The sequence below is a fragment of the Pseudomonas fluorescens NCIMB 11764 genome, assembly GCF_000293885.2.
In the GTDB taxonomy this organism is placed as follows: Bacteria; Pseudomonadota; Gammaproteobacteria; order Pseudomonadales; family Pseudomonadaceae; genus Aquipseudomonas; species Aquipseudomonas fluorescens_B.
This window is the reverse complement of sequence record NZ_CP010945.1, coordinates 4,534,180-4,556,341: the sequence shown is the minus strand read 5'-3', so window position 1 is coordinate 4,556,341 and position 22,162 is coordinate 4,534,180. Positions and strand designations below refer to the sequence as shown.

The window sequence follows — 22,162 nt, the reverse complement described above, 5'->3', positions numbered from 1 at the left end:
GGGTCACCATCCAAACTGAATGCTAGACCACTGCCTTGAATTTCCGGTTTCGTGGCACTTCGGCAACGGTTTGTTGACTGTATCCGCCCCTGACACGCTGTCCTATCAGGGGATCCAGTTCGGCTATCGGATTGATCGTATGCAAAATGCTATCCGTGACTGGATACGACTGCGCAAAACTTTCATGGCCATTGCCCTCAATGCCAATGACTATCCACTCCATTGAATTCGAGTAAGTAATATCCATAAAAGTAGCGTGTGCAAAATCTCTTAATCCCACATCTATTTCATCCCAGTCTGGAAGACTAAATTCGCTGCTCGGAGTGTAACTGGCATCTACGTTACCCAAACTGCGAATAGTGGCGCCCGTAAGCTGCTTAAGCGCTCCGTTGATAAACCCTTTTAAAACAGGGTGGAGTCCCGACAGGCTTGGAAGATAGGCGCCTTCAGCAATGCCAGATGCGAGATTCGCCCCCCCCTCAAACACCACCGACCAGCCCCCGGATGGAGTGGTGTACTGAATCGATGCCCCCACCCCGGAAGTCATGCGAGACATCCCCGACTCGATGGTACGACTGGCGATGTTCGCCAGGTCTCCCAAAGGGGTTGGGCTGAGATAGCCCACTGTCGCGCCCACACCGGCACCTCCGACGAAACCCGCGAATCTTATGGGGATGGTCGCAAACCGACTCCTGAATCGATGAACTCTTATGTAGCTTTCCGCCAAACCACCGCCAGCGTAACCATGTGCTACCGCGCTAACCACTGCATTCGCACCGCGTACTGTTGAACCCGCTGTCGCCTCCAACAGCGTTGTAACCCCTGACCGGGCGAGTTCGCCCGTGGAAGTGGCTAATCCCCCGCGGGCCATATTGGCAACATGAGCTCCGACCCATTGGACAGTGGATGTTCTATGTGCAGCTGACCCACCCTGCTCCATCGACGATAGATCGTCACCCGCCAGTCCTTGCGCATCCACAAAGCGGATAGGGTTGCTCCCCACCATCCGATACAGATTCAATCCATCCTCCACCCCGGACGGATCCGCGTTCAACCAGCGCTGTCGCCACGGTATGTAATACCGAAAACCATGGTAATACAGCCCTGTTTCGTCTCGCTCCTGCCCGGAATAACGGATCGTCTTGTAACTTGCCTCAACGTTTTCCCTTCCAGCCCACCAGGCTGTGGCTCCGTAGGGGTAGTACGTTTCCTGGCTAATAAGTGCGGCATCTTCGTCCAGTTCCAGCGAGCTGGAGCCTTGATGATCGGCGAGACAGTAGCGCAGCTGATGCTGAGGAATACCCCGAGCCTGGCCTTTTTCCCAATGCAGGATTTGAACGGTGCATCGGCCAGCCTGAACACTGATGACATGCAGGGTTTCATCGGGAGTTGTACGAATCTCCACGCCGGGCAGGTAGCGAGTTTCGTGGGTACGATTCAATGTTCCGGTGTAGGCTATGCGGACTTTTCGCACCCGCTGACCGTCTCCATCGTAGATATAGCTTTCCACATCGTCGGGTTCTTCTTCCCGAATCACCCGATCAACCTGACGCAAGCAGTTACATGTATCCCATTGCAGCGTCTGCCCTCGCGGAAGAGTCTTGAGATTGCCGTTGACGTCATAAGCGGCATCGATCTCATCGTCTCCTGGTCGTTCACTACCCTCACCCCACGGCAGGCTTCGGTTGCTCAAGGTTGCAACGGCCGTTCGCTCTGTCCGGTTGCCACTCTCTGCATGATGGTGCAGCACTTCCAGATTGCCGCCAGCGTCGTAATCAAACGTCTGAAGATAATTTTCCAGCTGTCTCGAGTCCGGCGGCGAGATGAACGCTGGCAAATGAGGACCTCCCGGCGCCTGGACCCGCTGCCGACCACTGGCTCCAATGAGCTGGCCAAGCGTGTCGTACTGGTAGGTATTGATGGCGGCGACGCGTTGATTACGGAAATAGCGGACCGGCTGTGCAGCGTCACTGATGCGCACCGGATTGCCTACCGGGTCGTAGTCATATGCCAGATTCTGGAACGGCGGCTCATTCGCAACTTGCGCACGCAGCGTTTTCAGCCATCCATTCTCAGGATGGAAAGTGGTGCGGGTAACAACACCGTTGCCGGCTGTTTGCTGCTCTATCTGCCCGAAGGCGTTGTAGCGGATGTCACCGACCAGAGTGATATCTTCATCGGCACCGGCCAACGTCATACGTGTTTCGTACAGGTTTCCGGCCACTGTCTGGCGCTGGAATTGCTCATTGCCCAAGGCGTCTACATGGCGTACTAGTTCGCCGACGCTGTTGTAGTTCATTCGGGTGGTTGCTCTTTGAGGCTCAAGCAATTTGTCGCGCTCAGCTTCGTCTTCCGGCCAATCGGGCATCCCTAGGTGTTCAAGAAAACTTCTGGCCTGTTCAAGATGGGCGCCAAGGAGGCTGTATTCACAGAAGCGCCGTGTTCCAGCACTGTCGTCGTGGCGGATCAATTGGCCGCAGCGATTGTGTCGGGCGGATTCGAGAGAAGCGTCAGCATAGGCAAAACACGCCGTGCGCCGCTCTTCACCCGCCGACAATACGAAACCGCTCTCGGGGCGCATTAATGAATCGTAGGCAGTACGCAGATGGTTGAGTTTCTGGTCCCAGTCTTCCAGTCTTTGGCCGGCAGCACCTGACAGGGTTAGCCGCCAGCCCGCATCCGTGTTGATGGAGAGCAATGTCCTTCCAGTCAGACTGGAGACAGTGGTTTGGTTGGCTGATTGGGATGCACCGCTTTCAAAGAGCGCAAATAGCCGCGGATCGCGGCTGAAGCTAACCCGGTTGAGGGTGTCGTGGATCTGGTGGGTAATGCGTGCCTGAGGGGCGTCTTTGTCAGACCGTCGATGATAGGCAATATCGCGTACAACAACGCGAAGAGGGTCAGTGACTGTGACTATCGGCGTTTGTCGGTGCATGACGGCTCGTCCCGGCGTTGGCATGCAGACACACGCCATAGTTTGCCGAAACATTTATTCGCCTCTGCAGGGCTATCGTCAACTGTCAGAAATTACAGGTACGCATACAACAGACGACTACGACAGCATCTCCTGCATCATCTCCTGCAACACATCCAGATCAAACGGCTTCGCCAGAATCGGCGCCTTGCGTGTGATCGGGCTGTCGGTCTCGCGGATTTCCTGCGGGTAGCCGCTGATGAAAATCACCTTGAGTTCCGGTCGCAGTTTCACGGCGGGTTCGGCGATCTGTACGCCAGAGATCCCGCCCGGCAGGCGAAAGTCGGTGATCATCATGTCCAGGTGCGGCTTGCTCGCCAGGATCTCGAAGGCCTGCTCGCCGTTTTCCGCCTGCAACACCCGGTAGCCCTCACCCGACAGATAGGCCGACAGCACCATCAGAATCGAGGGGTCATCTTCGACGATCAGTACGACGTCTTGTGCATCTTCACTCATGGGAAGCCTTTGTTCGGTCAATAGCTGCTGATACGACCCCGGGGTCGATCAGAGGTTGCGTTTATCCGGCTGTTTTCCTACAGCGGCAGACAAACGCGAAACAAGGCGCCTTCGCCAATCCGGCTCTCGACGGTGATGGAACCGCCATGGGCGGTCACAATCTGTTCTGAAATAAACAACCCCAGGCCCAGCCCGGCCACGGCATGCCTGGCCGTCACGCGCTCGAACTGCTGGAAAATACGCTTCTGGTTTTCCTGATCGATGCCGATCCCCTGATCGCGCACTTCCACCAGCGCCTGATCGTTCTCACTGTACACCTTCACGCTGATCGGGCTCTTGGCGCCGTAACGCAACGCATTGGTCAGCAGGTTGGAAATCACCTGTTCAATGCGAAATTCATCCCAGTTGCCCTGCACCGGTTGCTCGGCGTCCAGCGTGACCGAGGATTCGGCGGCATCGATCTGCGGGGCGAAATTTTGCAGCAAGTTGCGCACCAATGCCGACAGGTCGAAGCGTGTCGGGCGGATCGACAGCTTGCCGGTGCGAATGCGCGACACATCCAGCATGTCCTCGATCAGGCGGATCAGGCTTTTGATTTGCCGTTCGTCGCGGTCGACCATCGCGTGCATCTTGTCCAGGGTGAACGCCGCGGCGTTGTCCCGGGCCAGGTGCATCTTGCGCAACTGGGTTTCGAGGATCAGACCGTTGAGCGGCGTGCGCACTTCATGGGCGACGATCGACATGAAATCATCGCGCATGCGGACGGCCTGCTGCAGTTCCTGCTGGGTGCTCTGCAACTGTTCAAGCAGCGCTTGTTGTTCGCGGCGGCTCTGCTCCAGCGCTTCGACCTGTTGCTTCATGGCCTTGCTCTGGCGATACAGGTCGACGAACACGTTGACCTTGCTCTTGACCGCGTGGATATCCAGCGGCTTGTGCAGGAAGTCGACGGCACCGCTTTCATAACCTTTGAACGCATAGTTCAGTTCACGGCCGGCGGCACTGACGAACACAATCGGAATGTTCTTGGTTTTTTCCGTGCCGCGCATCAATTCGGCGAGTTCGAAGCCGTTCATGCCAGGCATCTGCACGTCGAGAATAGCCATCGCGAATTCGTGCTGCAGCAGCAGCGACAAGGCTTCGTCGGCGGACAAGGCCTTGTAGACCATGCGGTCTTCACGCTTGATCAGCGCTTCGAGCGCCAAAAGGTTCTCCGGCAGATCGTCGACGATCAGCAGTTTGGCTTGGATGTTACTTAGCATGCTATTCGTTCCAGCTCGACAAGCAGACGGCCAATGCCGCGTAAGGGGAGAACATGGTCTGGCTGATGGGTATCCAGCGCCGCCAAGGGCATGGTCGCGACTTGGGCTTCATCCGGGTCCTGCACGATGGTCAGGCCGCCACGACGCTTGACCCTGGCCATGCCGCTTGCGCCATCGCGGTTGGCGCCGGTCAACAGGACGGCGGCCAGCGCCGGGCCGTAGGCATCGGCAGCTGACTCGAACAGGTAATCGATCGCAGGCCGCGAATAATGCACGCGGTCTTCCAGGCTCAGGGAAAAGGTGCGGTCCTGCTCCACCGACAAGTGATAGCCGGGCATGGCGAAATACAGCGTCCCGGCTTCGATCGACGTTTTGTCACGGGCTTCCTGAACACGCATGGCCACGCGTCGGGCAAACACGTCGGCCAGGTGACTGCGACGCTCGTCGGGCAGGTGCAGCACCACAATGATCGGCAGCACGAAGCCTTCACGCAGCGGGCTGAGGATACTCAGCAACGCCTCGACGCCGCCGGCTGATGCACCGATCACGATAGCCTCCACAGAAGACAACTGCGCTGCGTTGTTCATGATTTACGGTAGATCCGTTCTTGTTTGACCAAAGGCTCGAACTGGTTGCCGAAGGCCGAAAACTCCGGGGTTTCCTTGCTGCCCAGCACCAGAAAACCACGATGACAAAGGGATTCGTGGAACAACCCGAACGCCCTATCCTGAAGCTTTTTATTAAAGTAAATCAATACGTTACGACACGAAATTAACTGAGTTTCTGAAAAAACACTGTCGGTCGCCAGGCTGTGGTCAGCGAAGGTCACGTTCTCACACAGGCTCTTGTCGAAAATCGCGTAGCCGTACGCCGCCGTGTAGTAGTCGGCGAACGAACGCTGGCCACCTGCCTGCTGGTAGTTGTGAGTGTAGGCGCGGACATTCTCCATGGAGAAAATCCCCTGCTTGGCCTTGTCCAGCGAACGCGGATTGATGTCGGTGGCGTAGATAATGGTGCGATCGAGCAAGCCTTCTTCGCGCAGCAGGATCGCCATCGAATAGACCTCTTCACCGGTGCTGCAACCGGCGATCCAGATCTTGATCGAGGGATAAGTCTTGAGCAGCGGCACCACTTCCCTGCGAATGGCGAGGAAATGCGAAGGATCGCGGAACATCTCGCTGACCGGGATCGTCAGCAATTGCAGCAGCTGCATGAATGCCATTGGATCGTGCAGCACTTTCTCTTGCAGCGCCGAAATGGTGGCGCACTCGAACTGGCTCAACGCGTGGTGGACGCGACGCTTGATCGATGCGCCAGAATAATCGCGAAAGTCATAGCTGTATTTGAGGTAGATCGCCTCGATCAACAACCGCAATTCGATTTCGCTGTTTCGCTCCACTGAACTAATGCGTTCCACTAAATGCGTTCCATCTTCGGTAGCCACACGCGAATCAGCGAGAACAGGCGATCCAGGTCGATAGGCTTGGCCAGGTAATCGTTGGAACCGGCCTGCAGGCAGCGCTCCTGATCGTCCTTCATGGCCTTGGCCGTCACCGCAATGATCGGCAGCTTGCGCCAGCGTGGGTCCTGACGAATCAAGGTCGTCGCCTCAAAACCGTCCATCTCCGGCATCATCACGTCCATCAACACCAGATCGATGTCCTCTACTTCATTCAATTTCTCAATCGCTTCCCGGCCATTCCGGCCAATGACCACGATTGCACCCTTATGCTCCAGCGCGCTGGTGAGGGCGAAGATGTTGCGAACATCGTCGTCCACCAGCAGCACTTTGCGACCCTCGAAGACCTTGTCACGACTGCGCGCGGTCTTGAGCATCGTCTGCCGTTCATGGGACAACCGGGATTCGACTTTGTGCAGAAAGAGTGTGACTTCATCCAGCAAACGCTCCGGCGAGCGCGCACCCTTGATGATGATCGAGCGCGAATACTTGCGCAGCTCGGCCTCTTCGTCGCGGGTCAGGTTGCGCCCGGTGTAGACGATCACCGGCGGGAACGAACAGATATCCTCGGTCGACATGCGCTTGAGCAGATCGTTGCCGAGCATGTCCGGCAGTTTCAGGTCGATGATCATGCAGTCGAAAATCGTCGTGCGCAGCAGGTCCAGCGCATCCTGCGCCAGGCCGACGGCGGTGATTTCGATGTCCTCGTCGCCGATCAACCGGGCAATGCTGTCGCGCTGCAAATCGTCGTCTTCCACCAGCAGCACGCGCTTGACCTTCTGGGTCAGCTTGGCTTCGAGGCGGGCGAACACGTCCTTGAGCTCCTCGCGGGTGGTCGGCTTGACCGCGTAACCGATCGCGCCCATGTGCATGGCGGCTTCGACGCGATCTTCGACCGAGATCACGTGCACCGGGATGTGTCGGGTATCGGCGTGTTCCTTGAGACGTTGCAGCACGGTCAAACCTGAGTGATCCGGCAGGCGCATGTCCAGCAGGATCGCGTCGGGAATGTATTCCCTGGCCAAGTCGTAGCCTTCGTCGGCGCCATGGGCCACCAGGCACTGGTAACCCAGTTCGTGCGCCAGGTCGTAGAGAATGCGCGCGAAGTTCGGCTCGTCCTCGACCACCAGAATGCAGCGCGTCGTGAACGGCGCATTCGTGCGGTCATCGTTGAAGCGCGGGATGTCGACTTCGGCAATCAGCGGCGCCAGCGCAGCGGGTGCGATTTTCGGCGTCATGACCACCGGTGAAGCCTTCATCGGCTCGATCGGCGTGTCGCCCGGTTCAACATACTGCTGCGGCAAGACCAGGGTAAACACACTGCCCTGCCCCGGTTCGCTGGTGACGCTGATGGAACCGCCAAGCAAGGCCGCCAGGTCACGAGAAATCGACAGGCCCAGCCCCGTGCCGCCATAACGACGATTGGTGGTGCCATCGGCCTGGCGGAACGCTTCGAAGATACTTTCCTGCTGATCCGCGGCAATGCCAATCCCCGAGTCGCGGACGATAAACGCCACGCCTTCGTTTGGCTGACTGGCCACCGTCAGGCTGACCGAACCTTGCTCGGTGAACTTCACCGCGTTGGATAGCAAATTCTTGATCACCTGCTCCAGACGCTGACGGTCAGTGAAGATCATCGTCGGCGCGCCGGGTTGCAGATCAACCTGGAAATCCAGCTTCTTGTCCGTGGCCATCGGCTGGAACATTCCGCGCAAACCGTCGACCAGACGGGCGACGCTGGTGTTCTCCGGACGCACCTCAAGCTTGCCGGCCTCGACCTTGGAAATGTCGAGGATGTCGTTGATCAGGTTCAGCAGATCGTTACCGGCCGAATAGATCGACTCGGCGAACTTGACCTGCTCGGTGGTGAGGTTTTCCTGAGGGTTTTCCGCCAGCAGCTTGGCCAGGATCAACGAACTGTTCAGCGGTGTGCGCAGTTCGTGGGACATGTTGGCAAGGAACTCGGATTTGTATTTGCTCGAGCGCTGCAACTCTTCGGCGCGTTCTTCAAGCTGAGTCTGGGCCTGATTGAGCTCGGTGTTTTTCAGGTCCATGGCATCGCGCTGCTCGGCGAGGATCTGCGCCTGGTCGGCGAGCTGTTCGTTGGTCTGTTCCAGCTCGACCTGCTGGGTTTCCAGATGCGCCTGGGATTCCTTGAGAATCCGTGATTGCTCTTCCAGCTCTTCGTTGGCCGTCTTGAGCTCTTCCTGCTGGACTTGCAGCTCTTCATTGAGCTGCTGGGTTTCGGCCAGCACCTCCTGCAGGCGCTGGCGATAGCGTGCTGCCTCGATCGAAGTGCCGATATTGCCGGCGATCAGCTCGAGGAGTTCGACGTCGCGGTCGTTCAACGGACGCAAAAAGCCCAGTTCAATGACACCGTTGACCCGATCGTCATCGCTGGTAGGCACGACCAGCACGCTGTGCGGCAGGCCTTCACCGAGACCGGAGGTGACTTTGAAATAGTCGCTCGGAACGTGGTCAAGCCGGATCAGGCGCGCCTGTTGCGCCACCTGGCCAACAATCCCTTCATCGCTGTAAATCTGCTGATTGCGTTCTTCCTGCTCCCGGGAAAAGCCGTAGGACGCCACCCGCTTGAGGCCGCCGTGTTCTTCACGCACATAAATAGCCGCGACGGCCGTGCCCAGGTATTGCGCACAAAACTGCAGAATATTGCGACCCAGCATATTCAGGGACAATTGCCCCAGCACCTGCTCGGCCAGCTCGGTCTGACCGTTACGCAGCCATGCCTGCTGTTCCAGGCGCTGAGCACTGGCTTGTTGCGCGGCCAGTGTGGCGCTGTAACTTTGCGACAGGTTGAGCAAATCCCGTCGGCCGATATAAGCCAGCAACGCGCTGATACCAAGGATGAACACTAGGTATAGGCTAATGCTCCAGATCGTGGTGCGGCGCACTTCTTCGTTGCGCGCGGTGCGCAACTGCTGCTCCATGTCGATCACATCTTCGAATTGCTTGCGGATCTCGTCGGTCAGGCGTTTGCCGCGCCCGGCCTGAACGGCGCTGCGGTAATCACCGCCGGCGCGCTGCAGGTCGATCATGTTTTGCGCATACGTAGCCCACTCATTCTGCAAGGCCTGGAGCCTTTGCAGCCGATCCGTTTGTACCGAGTTGTCCGCAGTGAGTTCAAGCAAGGTCTTGACCGCCACCGCGACTCTCGGCCGGGCGGTTTCGTAGGGTTCGAGGAACTTCTCGTCGCCCGTGAGGAGGAAGCCACGCATGCCGGTTTCAAGATCAACGGTCAGCTTCACCGCTTCATTGGCGTTATTGATCACCCGGTCGGTGTGCTCGACCCATTGGATCACCGACAGCAAATAAGTGATCAGCGAAACAAAGAACACCGCACTGAGTACGCCGACGCCCAATGGCAGGCTGACGTTGCGGCTCAGGAGTTTACGGAATCGTTGCTCGTCAACCGAGGACGCGGTGGTCATGGGGAGGCCTTGTCGAACTGTTGAAAACCAAGGAGTTTGCCCCAAATCCGCCGGTTTGATCCATTTTTCTGACGTGTTTTCGCGCAAAATCCTACATTCAGCTGCTCCAGCACATGGGAGCGGTTATCCTTGCCGGCCCGTATGCGGCTATTCTTTTTATGGCGTGGCCGGGAACTTGTCGGGTTCCTTCACTTACTCATGCTAGAGCCCGGTGTTTTTGATCGACCGGCCACCGCGAATTCAACTGTTGAGAGCCCCCTTATGTCCGCCGATAAATCCATAATCCTGGTCGTCGAAGACGACGCCATCGTGCGCATGCTGATAGTCGATGTCCTCGATGAACTGGAATTCAAGGTGCTCGAGGCTGACGGGTGCGAACAGGCGCTGGAGTTTCTCAACGATGAAGATCAGCACATCGACCTGATGATGACCGACGTCGGGTTGCCGGTGATGGATGGTCGTGAACTGGCCACACAGGCACGCATGGTTCGCCCCGAGTTGCCGATCCTGTTTGCCAGCGGTTATGCCGAAAGCATAGAAGTACCTCAAGGGATGCATGTGATCGGCAAGCCGTTTTCCATTGACCAGTTGCGGGACAAGGTCAAAGGCATTCTCGGCAAATGAAGAGCTGAGCCATGCGTTGGGGTGTTCATTGCGAAGAACACGTATGGATAAAACCCGATGATTCACAAATAGTCTCATCATTTTTCAAATAGACAGATCGCCTATCTTTCGCGGCCCGATGCCTTGACTGCCTGTTACCGAGGGCAGTCCAGGTTTTTCTCATTCCGCGTATAGATAGAGTCCTCATGCACACGGCCAATGCAACCGCTACAGCTCGCTCCACTTCTGCGACCCCGTTTGAAACAGCACCTCCCCTGCCCCGCAACAGATTCTCCGAAGCGAAAACGCGGTCCAGCCCGACAGTAAAAGCATTCGAAGTACCGTTTGATCAAGTCAGGTCAGGGAGTACTCCCCCCATTGATCCGGACGCTCCGATCCCACCTCCGGTGTACTCAGGCACCAACAGCACCGCAGAGGGTTTGAAACAATGCTCAATATTTGACCAGTCTTCTCTTGAAAGGAAATGGTCATCGATCCAGAGTCAATTGCGAAACCAACCTGTCTCTGAGAAAGAATTTATACAAATACTCCGATCCGGCATTCTGCAAACTGACACGGGTAAATCGCTGGTGCCATTGCTCGTACCGGCCGTCATGGATTGGATCATCCCGGCGGCCGGGCTCTCTCGAGAAGACTTCGCAGAAACCATCTGCTGCCTGCCCCCTGAAAAATGGGCCGGTTCGCTCGGAGAAAACTTCAATTTTCCCCATGACACCAAAGGCAAAAGTGTTCATGGATTTATCCAGACGCAACTGGAATTAACCCGGTCGCAGCGAAATCAGAAAATCGCCGACGGCGAATTGCTCGACAATGACACTTGGAAGGCATTGCGAACGTTCACGAAAGAAGCGGTCTCGTCCCTTCATGAGGGGAAGTTGAAGGTCCTGAGCGAGGCATTCGAGGAGTTCAATGAGGCTCGCCCCTCGACACAGCAAGTCAAAATGTTGATGGCTAAATTCGTTTCCGAGTTTGTCAAAGAAATAGAGGAACCCACCCCGGGCATGCGCCATGTTTGGTCGGAAAGCTTTCCGGGCGCAGTACACAAGCTGCACAAGCAGTTAATGGCGATTGAAATTATCGACAACCAGCCTCAGCGGAGTTGGCTTGAGAATACTGTCGAGCTCGGAAAACTCGGTGTAAACATCGCAAATTCCGGGTTACTGGCCGCTCGTGACATGCTCTTTGGTGTTGAGTCTGAGCCAGGCTCCGAAGTAGCGCCACGGCAATCCCGGCTACTCCTGGACATGCAGGAAGTCGAAACGAAGTCTCGTTTTCATCACGACGTAGGCACCACACCGCTGAGACATGACGGAAGTCTCGCGCAAGCACTCGTGTATACATTAAATGCAGTTAATGGACTTGGGGGAGACACAGCCCTTCGAGCAGGTTTGTCTTATGCGCTCAATCGGGTCGCGGATCCGGTAATGCCGACCGCCCCCAGCGATATCATCCCGACAGACGTTCAGCCTGTATCCATCCCCCCCTTGCCTGCCACCTCAGAAAAAGCCGCAACTGAGGTGAATGACTTTTTCGCATCCTCGAACCTCCAAACCGCCTCCCGCTCAGACGACCGCAACCCTGTCGAGACGGATTCTGCGTCATCGCCCACGCCTGATGCATCCCCGGCGGCGCCCTCCGCAGCGCCAGAGATGGGCACGCTGGAGCAGTTGACTCAAACGGTTCGCGATCTCTTGGCGACAATCAAAGACCCCCTCGTGTTTCCGTCAGCCGCGGCCGCAGATTCGGTCATTACCTTATCCGAAGAACAGAGCGCGATGCTGTCCAGTTTGGGACAACAAGCCGTCTATGGACGAACCGTTGAGTCTGTCCCCTCCTTGTGGGAAAAACTCGGCCCATACCTCTACGAAGCACTCTCAAGAGTCTCTGAGTTCATTACCAGTAATGCGCCATTGGCTGGTGCTGCAGCAACTCAATTTGCCACTCATGCCCTCGGGGCTGGAGCGGCAGCCACTCAACTTGCCAGGGATAATCCGGGGACAAGCGTCACTGCCGCCTTTATGGCCGCCTCGGCTGTTTATAACCAGTACTGTCAGCTGTTCCCCGACCATTCTCCTGGCGAAATCACCCTCGATATTGAAAGTCCAGCCTTGCATCAGGAGTTGCTGGAGGATGAAGTAGAAAGGATTCTGGAAGCCCCCGTCGCCAACGGGCAGCCCTCCCTGTCAGACGCCATCCTCGAGCTGATGTACGAATCCCCGGAGCAGAACCTGCTCAATGACGATCAACTGATCAATCAGGTTGCGCTGTTGTTACAACAGCCAAGCTCGCAGGCGCCCGAGAAAACCTATTTCGAGTTGATTCATGACGCGCAGATAGCCACCCATGATCACGAGGCGCCTGTTCAAGCAGATTCCCCGTCGGGCTCTAAAAGAGTCAAGCGCGACGCAGAAACGGTGCTCGTGTCAGCCGACCTTCAAGGCGATGACGTTGAACCGACTCTTGACCTCGAAGAAAACGATTCGACTCAAGTCGCGCGTCTGACTGAATACCTTCAAAAGATGGAAGAACCAAAAAACCCGGATATCGATGCGTACGAAGCCGTCGATAACAGTCCGGCGGATTCGCCGATTGACGCTGCAACGCAAGTGATCGGTTTGCTGCGCAGAAAACGCAATGTGACCTGGATGGACTCTTCGCGGGCCGCGGGCGACAGGGAGCTGATTCCCCGCTACACCGAGGCGTTGCTGCGTTCTGTTGAGGAGCCGACTCTCGCCCCACACGTTTCGGTGCCGAGTCATTCAAGCTTTGGTCGGTGTTGGTCGAATGTTGTCGGGGCTTTCCAAAACCCGTTTTTTTTAGAGTGGATCACTCAGGTCGGTCTGGACGTTAGTACAGTCAGAGTAAACCCCATGGACGGTACCCTGACCGGTGTCGCAAAAGGCACGGCTTACGGGTGTTCGCTGACTGACCACTCCGGATGGGCTGATGTTGCCGGGCCAATACTCAGGGCGATCAAAGTCGTTAACCCAAAAAATGAACGGATGTTTAGTCCATTATCTTCACAAGCACCCTTGTCGCTTATCAGAGATTTTCATGGCGAAACTCAGCCTCCGACCGTCACTGACGCACGACTGCGCATCAGTGAACTGAATGCCGCCCAGGCGTTTTCGCCCGTAAACGCTGACGACCCCAGATCGGAAGTATCATCTAAACGCATGAAGCAACAATTGGGTGATCTGTACACCCATAGTTATCTGGTGGGGAGCTTGGCTGCCCTTATTAAAGACAAAACTGATTGGACAATCCTTGACCTCAACGATTGTTCCATGTCCGTGCATCCAGATTCATCATTCGCCAATGAATACCCGGCAGAAGCCCGACGCGCGATCAGCGTGCGCCGGTTCATCAGCGACATACCATGGAAACTGCCTACAACCGTGGCGGAGGTCCGCAACCTGATTGAAGTGGTGACCTTCAACCTCCCTGCCGGCCCAGAGAATGGTAACTTCCGCGGCGCGCTGAACAACCCTGTCCCTCCATCGCCTGCACAACGACAACTCATCAGCGAAACGGCCAGTCAGCTCAAGCCAGGCTTGGTCGGCAGCTTGTATGACCATCTATGGCTAGGCCTGCCAGTCAACGACCCTGCACACGTATTGAACCAGCTACTGAACAGCGAGAGCGCCGATAGGTGGGGCCGTGCGCTGGGGGCGAAACTTGGGGCAATTACGACACCCTCCAGCGAAAAAGAATGGGTGATGACAGCGTTGTTACTTGAACTGGATGCCACGCCAGGCGAGCCGCGTAACCATGTGGGTGGATACAACCTGACTCAGGAGGCCAACTGGGGCACAAAGCCGTCGACAGTTGTCACCCGCCTTGCAAATCATCTTGCAGCCAGCGGCAAAGTCACCTCGAGAATGGCCCCCGTCGCCGCGCACCACTTGTTATTGGCCAACGCACCAGAATTTCTTGTCAGGAGCATGCCTGACAACCTGGTCTGCGGGTCCCACACCTGGGCAACGCTGCGGATGGCGGCAGCCAGAATTGAACAGATCAGCCCCGGCACTGTGCCCGAAATGACCTTTGCACAAGTCATGGCGTATGGCGCAACCGAGCCGATTAACGTAGGTGAGGAAATCGCAGCGCAAATGTCGTCTGTGGATCCGCTTATTGATTGGGCGATATCCCAAGGAGTTATCCAGCAAAGCCCGACTGATATCTATTCAAAAGAGCAACTTGAGATTGCTCGTGAAAAATTTCAGAAAAATACAGATCAACTCGCCAAGGCTCAGGAATACCTGACAGCGCCCATGCCCTCAAGAACAGAGATCGCACGGGCAGAACTGATTCGGGTTTTCGGCAAGGACTATCCGTTCGAAGAAAAAGTGCTTTTAAAAGCCGACCGGCCGGGATCCGAAACAGAAATTTATTATTCAATGCTGGACCTTTACATCAATGAAAAACTGACGTCCTTTGAGTATTACTCCACCAGTGACGATTTACCGTTCGCTCAATTCCGGTCCAGGCTGAGCCTGCTGAAGCCGGTTGGGCCAATATTTGAAAAACAATTTACTGACTACTTTACCAATGCTCGCACTGGCTCAAAAACGGCAATTATGGAGTTATTTTCCAATTTGCCGTCGGAAGACCGGAAGATCCTACAATATGGTAAACAGCGTTACTTTACGTTGAGGAGCGCAGCGACGGTACCTTTAAACCAACAAACAGAAGAGATAATAAAACCCCTGGTAGCCCACAAGGGAATATTGGTTCAGGCCAAACTCGGACAAAAAATCTGTTACTATGAAATTTTCCCCTCCGCGGGGCAGATCCGTAAACGAACAGACCTTCCTAATAACTTGCCTCTGGATGGAAAGATACAGAACGTACACGCCACCAATAACCCCAGAATTGTAAAAGCGCAAGTTGCAACATCGCAAAATTTCGACTGGAGCGCTTATAAAGACGGCACCCCCCCACAGAGTGGGGTCAGCTCAGCCGTCATAATAGAGGAACTCATTCCCAAGGAAAAGCGCGTGTGGTTCAAACCGGGCAGCTTTGACGTGACTACCGTAGCGAACATGCATGCTTCTGACACTAACGTGCGCTTTATGGCTTCTACATTGGTTGAAGAACACTTCATGCCCGGGCGCGAAGAGCTGTATTCACTTGCCAGAGGCATCACCGACACAGAGCAAATTGCTGAAACGGACCGCGTGATCAACGAGTTCCTTTTGGGCTTGGTACCGTTCAAATCATGCATCGAGAATGCAATGCAAGGTAACGTTAGAGGCGCAGTCCTGGACTGCGAGCTAGACGTATTAGGCTTCGTTATTCCAGGCGTTGGCGCCACTGGAAAAATCGCTAAAGTTGTAAAGTCCGGCGCAAATTTCATTCCTAAAGCCCTGAAGACCACCTGGATTGCCAGCAGCACCCTGGTCTCCTCGGCGAATCCGTTCGATGGTCTAGGGAAACTCGCAAGAACCGCAATAAACTCGGTGTGTCAATTGGGTGTGGACGCTTATCGCGCAGCCAGAATAGGAATAGGTCAGAGCAGAAAACTCTTCGGCATTTCAAAGGCCATAAACTCGGCTGACCTGTCAAAACGCGCGGACATTACCAGCGGAACCTTCAAAGCCGCAGCATCCGGAAGTCAGGCCGCCCCCATCACGGCGCTATTTAAAGACGGCAAATGGTACGCGTTTGATACGACCCGCAGCCGGCCCTACGGTCCACCGCTGGAAAACTTCATGCCCGACAGCTCCATCCCTTTGCAACGTACAACATTCAGCGACGGGACAAACCCTCTCACACCTTCAAGACTTTTCGACACCGAATCGCACGTCATACAGCGTACAACGGGGGTTGATGTTGTGGTGGGCGATAAGGTTTATCGGTTTGACCCGAAACATCCCGAAGCCCTGAACGACATAGCATCACCGGCTTATTTCAAGGACCTTGAGGGATTCGAGGCGATTTGCAGTGGGGGTAGATCCAAGCGAGCAACAAGTAACTGTTTCTCAAAAATGATTTCCAGCGTCCGCTCCGTCGCGGGAAAAAGAGCACAAGCGCTTGAACATAAGCGTCTGTATCCGCGACCGGCAGAACAAGGCGTCGATCCCCGGGTAGTTCATGAGCGACGTATATACAAGTGTAATTACGATTACACGAACTGCAGACCAGAAGAATTGACAGTGCCTCTACAATTCAAAGCGACCACTACAGGCAGCATCATTAAAAATGACCACTTCGGATTTGCAGGCACATATATCGATAACGACGTTAACGCTGCGACCCGCGTCGTCAAAATTAACGATATTATTCATGGACTTTCTGATGCTCGTGAAGTAAGAGCGTTTGTTGTACGTGGCCAGAACACCTACTTAGTGGCAGAAGTAGACACTGGGCTATTTTACTTTTGCAAATATGACGGAAGGACAACCAACAACGTCGTATTTACACGTATCAGCCACTCAGATACGGGCCTTGGAAAGGCCCTTATTACGGACTATCACCAACTCAAGGACCCTTTTATTGAGGCCGCAGCCAAGCTCCTGCCTAATGGCCAACTCCTGCCTAAAAACGATTTCATCCTATTGCCAACTATAGATTCATTGTATCGCGACCTGGAGGCAACCAACAAACTAAGCCCTGCAGATCTGGCAGATTTCAAAAGAAAAATGTTACGATTAACAGATGAACAAAAGCGTGACCTTGTCGTGACGGCCTTGAAAAATAATATCGGAAACTTCAATGTCGAGATTGTCATTCCAGCGATAAAAATCGAAACGATGCCCAAGCCTCCTGCCTTTAACATGTTAGCGCAAGCCAGTAAAAACCGTTTATACGCGGATTACGCAAAAGAGCAGGTGCTCAAACAAGTTGAGGCGACCGGGCTTGGACCGTTTAATCAGCGCAACTCCGGCGATCCCATTGATGTACAGCGGGTGGAGCTCACCCAGCCGGTCGTTTTATGGGAGTACTCCAGGTGGGGTAAACCCGATACTGTTGAGGTGTTACTCAAAACCGGTGCCGGAAACTGTGACCATATGGCCAAAGTGTCCATGGAGATCATTCAGAGGAATGGCGGGGCCGCCAGAGTTTGGCACATGAACGGCCATGCCTTCACAATGGTAGGCGGACCGTCGGGGCCTACTCCTGTAACGCGCCACTTTACCGAGCCTGAGTTCGACAACGCGTATATCACCGATTCATGGGCAGGAATCAGTTGTCGTGCACGTGATTACACAACGCAACTCAAAGCCCAAATGGCGACCTGGGCAAACGAAGGTAAGATGATCATCACTACCGACAACAGTGTGACGCCCCCCAACACAGGATGGGCGGACCCAACGGGTCCACTATGGACTGCTGCCATCAACGGGCTGAAAACCGCGTAATCGTAAAGACGGCTAATTAACGTCCTGCCAATATTGTCCAGCACGACGCTCCTGCTCGGGAGCGTCCACCCATTCAGTACGCTTCAAACACCGAAACCACATGGCCTATGGTTTAATTACTGCCCCTCGTACACCTTGCTCTCTACCTGCCTCAAGGAACACCCCTCATGACTCCCCCCCGCGCCACCAAAGTCCTGGTTATCGGCTACGTCTGGCCCGAGCCTCGCTCTTCAGCCGCCGGCGGGTATGTGATGCAACTGCTCGGAGTTTTCCTGCAACAAGGCTGGGACGTGACATTCAGCAGCCCGGCCGGTGCTGGCGAGCATCAGGAGGATCTGACGGCGCTGGGCATTCGTGAAGTGCCTATCGAACTGAACAACAGCAGTTTCGACACATTTGTCCGCGAACTGGCACCGGATATCGTGCTGTTCGAACAATTCATGATGGAGGAACAGTTCGGCTGGCGTGTCGAGAAGCACTGCCCTGATGCCTTGCGTGTGCTCGGCACGCAGGATTTGCAGAGCCTGCGCCATGCGCGGCATCAACGACTCAAGGACCGGTTGAAAGCCAGTGACAATGACACTGACTTCAGTGAACTGTTCGCGCCGGCCTTGCGTGAAGAATTCGAGCTGATGGCCGATACCGACCTGGCCAAACGGGAGATTGCGGCGCTGTATCGCTGCGACCTGAACCTGATGATTTCCGAAATGGAAATCGAGCTGTTGGTCGAGCAGTTCAACGTGCCACGCAACCTGTTGCACTGGTGCCCGCTGATGGTCGATGTACCCGACAGCCCGCCCGCACCGTTCGAAGATCGCGGGCACTTTATCCATATCGGCAACTTTCGCCATGCGCCCAACTGGGATGCGGTGCTCTGGCTGAAAACCACGATCTGGCCGCTGATTCGCGAGCAGTTGCCCACTGCGCAATTGCACATCTACGGGGCCTATACGCCGCCCAAAGCGACGGCCCTGCATAATGCGGCCCAGGGTTTCCATGTCATGAACTGGGCGGAAGATGCGTTGCAAGTGATGTCGGCGGCGCGGGTATGCCTGGCACCTTTGCGTTTCGGTGCGGGTATCAAAGGCAAGATCGTCGATGCAATGATCTGCGGTACGCCAAATGTCACCACACCGATCGGCGCCGAAGCCATGCATGGCAACGGCCCTTGGCCGGGCGCGGTGACCCGTACGGCGCGCGAGTTCGCGGATTGTGCGGTGCAACTCTATAAAGACCAGGCGCAATGGTCGAACGCCCAGACTGTTGGCCTGGAACTGCTCGCCGACCGTTACCAGGTACACACTCACGGTCCGGCGTTGATTGCACGACTCGAGTATTGCCAACAGCATTTGGCGCAACTTAGACGGGACAACTTTACCGGCAGCATGTTGCGTCACCATCAACACAAAAGCACTCAATACATGGCGCAATGGATTGAAGCGAAAAATCGAACTAAAGAAGACACTTGATCGTTAGAATCGTCTCATCTGACGATTAACCCACTGTGCAAGGACGCACTATGAATAACGATATGAATCGACTTCTGCCCGCCTTTCCCTATGACACTCAATATTTCACAGCCCACAACTGGATGACCCAACTTCCCGTTATTGATGCACTTTCGCTTGCGGAACTGGTTTTGCCCGGCGCCCATAATGCCGGCGTGGATAAAAAGGCTTCCTATGCGGCGCCGGGCATCAGTCACTGGGCCGCTTGTCAGACCCATTCGTTTTATTATCAATTGACCCACGGCGCACGTGCGCTCGACTTGCGGCTTGAGTATGAAATCGGCAGCAATGGTGTCGGAACATTCTGGTTTCAGCACAACGGTTTTCGCTCTTCCCGCTCTCTGGAAAACCTGATCACGAGCGTGATCCGGTTTCTGCAGGAAAATCCCGAAGAATTCATCGTTCTCGATTTTCATCAGCTGAATACAGGCGACCAGCGCCTTGGCTATCAGGAGTTCAACCGCCTGCTGATGACACATCTGGGTGATCGGATAATTCCTTACAGAAATGCGAGCCTGACCCTCGGTCAATTGAAACGGGCCAGTCATGCCCAGCGTGTGCTGGTTGCGGCCGAATATCACCCGGCATTCGATGCAACCTTGTTCAGTCGGTCCATCCAGCACGAATGGAGCGGGATCGGGACGACCAGCATCAGTGAGCTCAACGCGCATATCACTCGGGTGATGAAATACCCGCCATCCGGCAATCTGCCGTGGTCACTCTCCGCGACCAGTTACCATGCAGCGGGCGGTCCGGTGAACATCCGCGAGCAGCTTGATCAATGGTTCGACCCTGCGGCGAGGGATTGGGTTCTGAAGAGCAGTATTATCAATGCGGATTTTTTTGAAACGTCGAATCTGGTAGGCCATTGCCGGACGGCCAACCTGATCAAGGCAAACGCCTACAGCCATTAACTTGTGCAAATGTTTCCGTCACTGGCAATGTCGGACCGCACTTCTATGCTTGAAATTACATATATCCACTTCATCCCACGGACGGGCTGAAGTTACTATCAGGAAAGACAATGACCCAAGTTTTACAAGGCATTCTCGACAAAAAGAAATGGATGAGCAACGTTCTCGACATTGACCGTCTGAAGTTGACCGACTTGATCTGGCCCTGTACTCATAACAGCGGCATGGACAAAAAAGCCCCCAACTATGATGTTCTGATTGGCAACTGGACCACGTGTCAAAACGATTCATTTGCATGGCAGCTGGCCAACGGGGCACGGGCATTTGATATCCGTCTCGGTTACACCGAAGGGCACGATCAATCGATCTTCTACTTTCATCACAATGGCTATCAGTCCCATCGCGTTCTCGATGAGCTGATCGACGCGACATTGACGTTCCTTGATCAAAATCCGGATGAGTTCATCGTCTTCGACTTTCACCAAATGGGCGACGGCACAAAGCGCTTTGACCATAGGAAACTGAATGATCTGTTGGTGAATCGGCTCCATCAGCGAGTCATACCGCCCTCCGACGCCAGGAAAACGGTGGGAGAACTCAAACACATCAGTACCCGCCGCAGACTGGTACTGGCAGCGCACGTAGTGACGGGGCTGGACGATGATTACTTCTGGCCGCGCATTCCGCACAAATGGAGCGGCGATCGCTTCACTGACACAACGGAACTGCAACGCCACATTTCCAGCACCCTGCATGACGCGCCTTTCGAGACCTTTCTTTGGTCGTTGTCGGCCACCAGTTACGGTTTTCTGGGCGGGCCTCAGGACATCAAGAACCACATCAATGACTGGTTCAACCCGACCCGGGACTGGGTGACGCGTTGCAGCCTCATCAGCACCGACTTTTTCGACGAGTCAGATATCGTGCGTTATTGCTGGAGCGCCACCAGCATGAAGGCGGTTTATGGCAGCGCCTTGCATGAGCCCGTGGGGGCATGACACGGGTCAACATGCCGCAAGCTGGTAATGTCGGCCCCTAAAGAGGCATGATCAGGGCGCAATAACAAAAAAAGCGCCCTGATATGACCCGGACTGCCAGAGTCACCGATCCTTCCTACGAACTGATGGACGACCACAACGGGTTGTCGATCATCTATCGCCAGCACGGCTTCCCCTGCCCCTTGGTGCGCTGGCATTTTCACAAGGAATACGAACTGCACCTGATCGTCGCCAGTTCCGGCAAGGTGTTCATTGGCGACTACATTGGCAATTTCTACCCGGAAACACTCTTTCTCACTGGCCCCAACCTGCCCCACAACTGGATCAGCCAGGTGGCCGAGGACGAAGTGGTGCCCAAGCGCGACATGCTGGTCAATTTCACCGACGAGTTGTTCGAGAGTGGCCATCAGGTGTTTACCGAGCTCAAGTCGCTTGCGCCCTTGCTGGAGCGTGCCCAATACGGCATCGAGTTTCGCTGCAAACGCACCATCCGCCAGGCCATGACCTTGATGCAGCGCATTGCCGACACCCAGGGCGTCACCCGGCTCGGGCACTTTTTCATTTTGCTGGAGTTGCTCGCCGCTTCCGACGATTACCAACTGCTGTCCGGTGCGACAACCCCGCAACTGGCGGACGAACACAACATCGACCGCACTAACCGGGCGGTGGATTACATCTTTGCCCACTACGCCCGTGAACTGCCGCTGGAGGAAGTCGCCGAGCACCTGGGCATGAAGCCGACGTACTTCAGCCGCGTGTTCAAACAGGCCACCGGGCGCTGCTTCATCGAGTTCGTCAACCGCCTGCGCATCAGCAAGTCCTGCGAGCTGCTGGCCGATGGCGATAAACCGGTGACCGATGTGTGTTTCGAGTCGGGCTTCAACAACATTTCCAATTTCAACCGACGCTTTCAGCAATTGAAAGGCATGACGCCCTCGCACTATCGGCGGTTGGCGGTGCAGCGGTTGACCGAGCAGAATCTGGGCTAGCACATGCAACCCTGTGGGTGCGGCGTTGAAGCCAGAACCTGTACGTATTCGATAGCGCCAGAGCGCTGAAAAGCCCTTCCCTTCGTTTGCTTCTGCAAACGCCAGTGCAAAAAAGTATCGATTCAAGTGCGATGAATGATTTGTCTCATCCTCAATTGAAGGCTGTAA

The 22,162-nt window shown here is 55.3% G+C and carries 12 protein-coding genes; 6 read left to right on the top strand and 6 right to left on the bottom strand.

The annotated features are described in order from the left end of the window. Positions 1-22: 22 nt before the first annotated feature. The 6 genes from B723_RS20870 to B723_RS20845 all read right to left on the bottom strand — a co-directional run bounded on the left by B723_RS20870 (position 23) and on the right by B723_RS20845 (position 9,597). Complete coding sequence (locus B723_RS20870) at positions 23-2,935, bottom strand: RHS repeat-associated core domain-containing protein (protein ID WP_031318900.1); 2,913 nt, start codon at positions 2,933-2,935, stop codon at positions 23-25. A gap of 117 nt (positions 2,936-3,052) precedes the next feature. Beyond that, positions 3,053-3,430 (bottom strand): response regulator, encoded by a 378-nt coding sequence (locus tag B723_RS20865; protein WP_017338739.1) that lies wholly within the window; start codon positions 3,428-3,430, stop codon positions 3,053-3,055. Between the two features lie 77 nt (positions 3,431-3,507). Then, positions 3,508-4,689, bottom strand: a complete 1,182-nt coding sequence (locus tag B723_RS20860; protein ID WP_017338738.1) for a hybrid sensor histidine kinase/response regulator — start codon at positions 4,687-4,689, stop codon at positions 3,508-3,510. Next, positions 4,683-5,276 carry a chemotaxis protein CheB gene (locus tag B723_RS20855; protein WP_017338737.1) on the bottom strand — a complete coding sequence of 198 codons (594 nt, stop codon included), beginning with the start codon at positions 5,274-5,276 and terminating at the stop codon, positions 4,683-4,685. The genes B723_RS20860 and B723_RS20855 overlap by 7 nt, the downstream gene beginning before the upstream one ends. Beyond that, positions 5,273-6,106 (bottom strand): CheR family methyltransferase, encoded by an 834-nt coding sequence (locus B723_RS20850; RefSeq protein ID WP_017338736.1) that lies wholly within the window; start codon positions 6,104-6,106, stop codon positions 5,273-5,275. Before B723_RS20850 ends, B723_RS20855 begins: the two co-directional genes overlap by 4 nt. After that, positions 6,106-9,597, bottom strand: a complete 3,492-nt coding sequence (locus tag B723_RS20845; RefSeq protein ID WP_017338735.1) for a response regulator — start codon at positions 9,595-9,597, stop codon at positions 6,106-6,108. Before B723_RS20845 ends, B723_RS20850 begins: the two co-directional genes overlap by 1 nt. Before the next feature lie 261 nt (positions 9,598-9,858). Between B723_RS20845 and B723_RS20840 the strand changes: the two genes are divergently transcribed. From B723_RS20840 to B723_RS20815, 6 genes are all read left to right on the top strand, one after another. Further along, the gene (locus B723_RS20840; protein ID WP_017338734.1) at positions 9,859-10,221 is read left to right on the top strand and encodes a response regulator; all 363 of its coding nucleotides are present in this window, start codon (positions 9,859-9,861) and stop codon (positions 10,219-10,221) included. A 185-nt stretch (positions 10,222-10,406) separates the two neighbouring features. Beyond that, a complete protein-coding gene (locus tag B723_RS20835) occupies positions 10,407-17,585 on the top strand; it encodes a hypothetical protein (protein ID WP_144425257.1) in 7,179 nt (2,392 codons plus the stop codon). 167 nt (positions 17,586-17,752) lie between these two features. Continuing rightward, positions 17,753-19,054, top strand: a complete 1,302-nt coding sequence (locus B723_RS20830) for a glycosyltransferase (RefSeq protein WP_017338732.1) — start codon at positions 17,753-17,755, stop codon at positions 19,052-19,054. A gap of 50 nt (positions 19,055-19,104) precedes the next feature. Then, the gene (locus tag B723_RS20825; protein ID WP_017338731.1) at positions 19,105-20,007 is read left to right on the top strand and encodes a phospholipase; all 903 of its coding nucleotides are present in this window, start codon (positions 19,105-19,107) and stop codon (positions 20,005-20,007) included. Between the two features lie 110 nt (positions 20,008-20,117). Continuing rightward, positions 20,118-21,005, top strand: a complete 888-nt coding sequence (locus B723_RS20820; protein WP_017338730.1) for a phospholipase — start codon at positions 20,118-20,120, stop codon at positions 21,003-21,005. A gap of 83 nt (positions 21,006-21,088) precedes the next feature. Beyond that, positions 21,089-21,994, top strand: coding sequence for an AraC family transcriptional regulator (locus B723_RS20815; protein ID WP_017338729.1), 906 nt, complete (start codon positions 21,089-21,091; stop codon positions 21,992-21,994). Positions 21,995-22,162: the final 168 nt, after the last annotated feature.